Annotated in this window: 1 protein-coding gene and 1 pseudogene; both read left to right on the top strand. The window is 39.7% G+C overall.

What is annotated here, in order from left to right; all coding sequences use genetic code 11:
- Positions 1–106 precede the first annotated feature (106 nt).
- Positions 107–2,221 (top strand): conjugal transfer ATPase TcpF, encoded by a 2,115-nt coding sequence (tcpF, locus tag FYJ33_RS15780; protein WP_235900882.1) that lies wholly within the window; start codon positions 107–109, stop codon positions 2,219–2,221.
- 14 nt (positions 2,222–2,235) lie between these two features.
- A pseudogene (locus tag FYJ33_RS15775) lies at positions 2,236–3,387 on the top strand (CD3337/EF1877 family mobilome membrane protein); the annotation flags it as partial.
- Positions 3,388–3,484 lie beyond the last annotated feature (97 nt).

The raw sequence follows: 3,484 nt of genomic DNA, 5'->3' as shown, positions 1-3,484 counted from the left end.
TCATGCACACGTAGTTTCAATTACTGGAAATTCATATCGTTTAAAGGATCATATGAATTTCGAAGAAGAATAAAAAAACTACATTCTTAAATGATCAAAAATTTACATGATTAACTTGACATTTATACTTCTCAACGATCAGGAGTTTTCTATGAAAAGTCTTACCGTTGAAGCAAAAAATGCTTTGTCTGATTTTGTCTATGATGTGAACCATAAGCTGATGGGCGATTTTGTTAGTATGAGTAATGATGAAATCCTGCGTTTTCAGAAGATGGAAAAGCTCTTAGAAAATAAAATCTCTCGTCGTTTCAAAATCCGCAGGTTAGATAAGGACGACTTCGGCTATCTGATTGAACACCTTTACGGACAGACAGGCACTGCCTATGAAGAGTATGAGTACCATCTATCAAAGAAAAAGCTGGATAATGAAACGCTGATTAAATACTATGACTTGATTAAGCCTACTCGCTGTTTGGTGGAAGAAAAACAGCGATATTTGAAAATCCAGCAGGAAGATGAAACCGTCTATGTAGCTTACTTTACCATTAACAGCATTGTCGGAGAACTGGACTTCCCGTCCTCTGAAATCTTCTACTACCAGCAACAGCAATTTACATTCCCGATTGATACGTCAATGAATGTGGAAATTGTAGCGAATCGTAAAGCCCTATCTACTGTCCGCAATAAAAAGAAAGAACTGAAAGACTTGGATAACCACGCTTGGCAAAGTGATAATGAAACCAGCTCCAATGTGGCGGAAGCTCTGGAAAGTGTGAATGAGCTGGAAACCAATTTAGACCAAAGCAAGGAATCTATGTACAAGCTGTCTTATGTGGTAAGGGTATCAGCAAATGATCTTGACGAACTCAAACGTCGTTGTAATGAAGTGAAAGATTTTTATGACGATTTAAGCGTAAAACTGGTACGACCATTTGGGGATATGCTCGGCTTACATGAAGAATTTTTACCTGCCAGCAAGCGTTATATGAATGATTATATTCAATACGTGACCTCTGATTTCCTCGCTGGTTTAGGTTTTGGTGCTACTCAAATGCTGGGGGAAAATGAGGGGATTTATGTTGGCTACAGCTTAGATACTGGACGCAATGTCTATCTGAAACCTGCTCTTGCCAGTCAAGGGGTTAAGGGTTCAGTAACCAATGCGTTAGCGTCGGCTTTTGTTGGTTCGCTGGGTGGTGGTAAATCCTTTGCGAATAACCTTATCGTCTATTATGCGGTGCTTTATGGGGCACAAGCAGTGATTGTAGACCCAAAAGCAGAACGTGGCAGATGGAAAGAAACCTTGCCAGAGATTTCCCATGAAATCAATATCGTCACTCTGACTTCTGATGAGAAAAACAAAGGCTTACTTGACCCTTATGTGATTATGAAAAATCCCAAAGATTCTGAATCACTGGCTATTGATATTCTGACATTCCTTACGGGGATTTCCTCTCGTGATGGGGAACGCTTCCCAATCCTTAGAAAAGCCATTCGTGCAGTAACCAATAGTGAAGTACGAGGGTTGATGAAAGTGATTGAGGAATTACGGGTTGAGAATACGCCACTAAGTACCAGTATAGCCGACCATATCGAAAGTTTTACAGACTATGACTTTGCACATTTATTATTCAGTAATGGTTATGTGGAGCAGTCTATCAGCTTAGAAAAACAACTGAACATTATACAGGTTGCGGACTTGGTACTTCCCGACAAGGAAACTTCCTTTGAGGAATATACCACTATGGAGCTTTTATCCGTTGCTATGCTGATTGTCATTAGTACCTTTGCTTTAGACTTTATCCATACAGACCGAAGCATTTTCAAGATTGTAGATTTAGACGAAGCATGGAGCTTTTTACAGGTAGCACAAGGAAAAACACTATCTATGAAGCTGGTTCGGGCTGGTCGTGCTATGAACGCTGGGGTATATTTCGTGACCCAAAATACAGACGACCTCTTAGATGAAAAACTGAAAAATAACCTCGGCTTAAAATTTGCATTTCGTTCCACTGACCTTAACGAGATTAAAAAGACCTTAGCCTTTTTTGGTGTAGACCCAGAGGACGAAAACAATCAGAAGCGATTGCGTGATTTGGAAAACGGGCAATGCCTTATCAGTGATTTATATGGTCGTGTCGGTGTGATACAGTTCCACCCTGTATTTGAAGAACTGCTCCATGCCTTTGATACCAGACCACCTGTGCGAAAAGAGGTGTAAATGTGAAACCATCAATAGTAAACAGAATAAAATCAAACTGGACGCTGAAACGTCTAGGTAAAGTGGCAATGACAGTGGCTTTCACACTTGTGATTGCCATTTTTCTTTTAGCCATGCTGGGAACGGTGGTTCAAGCTGCGGGCTTGGTAGATGATACGGTCAATGTGGCAAATGAATACAGCCGATACCCACTTGAAAACTATCAACTGGATTTTTATGTGGATAATAGCTGGGGCTGGCTTCCGTGGAACTGGTCGGACGGGATTGGAAAACAGGTCATGTATGGACTATATGCCATTACCAATTTTATTTGGACAATCAGTTTGTATGTTTCCAATGCGACAGGTTACTTAGTACAGGAAGCCTATTCCTTAGACTTCATTTCCGCTACAGCAGATTCCATTGGTAAGAATATGCAGACCTTAGCTGGTGTGAGTGCAAACGGATTTTCAACAGAGGGTTTCTATGTTGGATTCCTCTTACTCTTGATTTTGGTTCTTGGGGTTTATGTTGCCTATACGGGACTGATAAAGAGAGAAACCACAAAGGCAATTCATGCCATTATGAATTTTGTGCTGGTGTTTATCCTATCGGCTTCCTTTATTGCCTACGCTCCCGACTACATTAAAAAAATCAATGACTTTTCATCAGACATCAGTAATGCCAGTTTATCACTTGGCACGAAGATTGTCATGCCCCATTCCGATAGTCAAGGCAAGGACAGCGTGGACTTAATCAGAGATAGCCTGTTTTCCATACAGGTTCAGCAACCGTGGCTACTGCTTCAATACAACAGTTCAGACATTGAAAGTATCGGTATTGACCGTGTGGAAAGCCTGCTCTCCACCAGCCCAGATTCCAACAATGGCGAAGACAGAGAAAAAATTGTTGCGGAAGAAATTGAAGACAGAAGCAATACCAATCTAACCATTACAAAGACCATTAACCGTTTAGGTACAGTCTTCTTCCTATTTGTCTTCAATATTGGGATTTCCATATTTGTATTCCTATTAACAGGAATCATGATTTTCTCGCAGGTACTTTTTATCATCTATGCTATGTTTCTGCCTGTGAGCTTTATTTTAAGCATGATTCCATCATTTGATGGTATGTCAAAACGAGCCATAACAAAGCTCTTGGTACTATGTCAAGAAAAAGTACAAATTAAATTCGGATAAATTATATTATTATATTTTTTATAGTTAACATGCATTTTTTATATTTTCTGAGTAATATTTATCTTCATATTCATTTGGGGATAAA

Source organism: Inconstantimicrobium porci, from assembly GCF_009696465.1.
GTDB classification, from domain to species: Bacteria; Bacillota; Clostridia; order Clostridiales; family Clostridiaceae; genus Inconstantimicrobium; species Inconstantimicrobium porci.
This window is presented reverse-complemented; position numbering and strand designations above follow the sequence as displayed.